Here is a 233-nt window from a genome sequence, read left to right as displayed (position 1 = left end):
AGCTCTTCGCCTTTTCCCGACGAAGACAGGATCGCTACCTTGTAGCCGTCCTTAGCCAGGCGTTTTGCAGCCGCAGCACCCATGCCGCTACCGCCCGCCGTCACCAGTGCTACCTTATCAACCGACATGCATGCCTCCATTGCAGAAGCGCACCGGACTGGCCGGCGCGCCGTTATATGACGGCAGCCGTGATATCACTCCGGTTCTGCAAAGGCGAGCGCTGCAACGGCTAC

1 protein-coding gene is annotated in these 233 nt (G+C 60.9%); it reads right to left on the bottom strand.

Annotated elements, in window-relative coordinates; translation table 11 throughout:
• Positions 1-128: SDR family NAD(P)-dependent oxidoreductase (locus SB772_RS45875; protein ID WP_410839258.1), on the bottom strand; the 128-nt coding region annotated here is incomplete at its 3' end.
• Between the last annotated feature and the right edge of the window lie 105 nt (positions 129-233).

The sequence above is a fragment of the Paraburkholderia sp. SIMBA_030 genome, from assembly GCF_046535245.1.
Lineage (GTDB): Bacteria > Pseudomonadota > Gammaproteobacteria > Burkholderiales > Burkholderiaceae > Paraburkholderia.
This window is presented reverse-complemented; position numbering and strand designations above follow the sequence as displayed.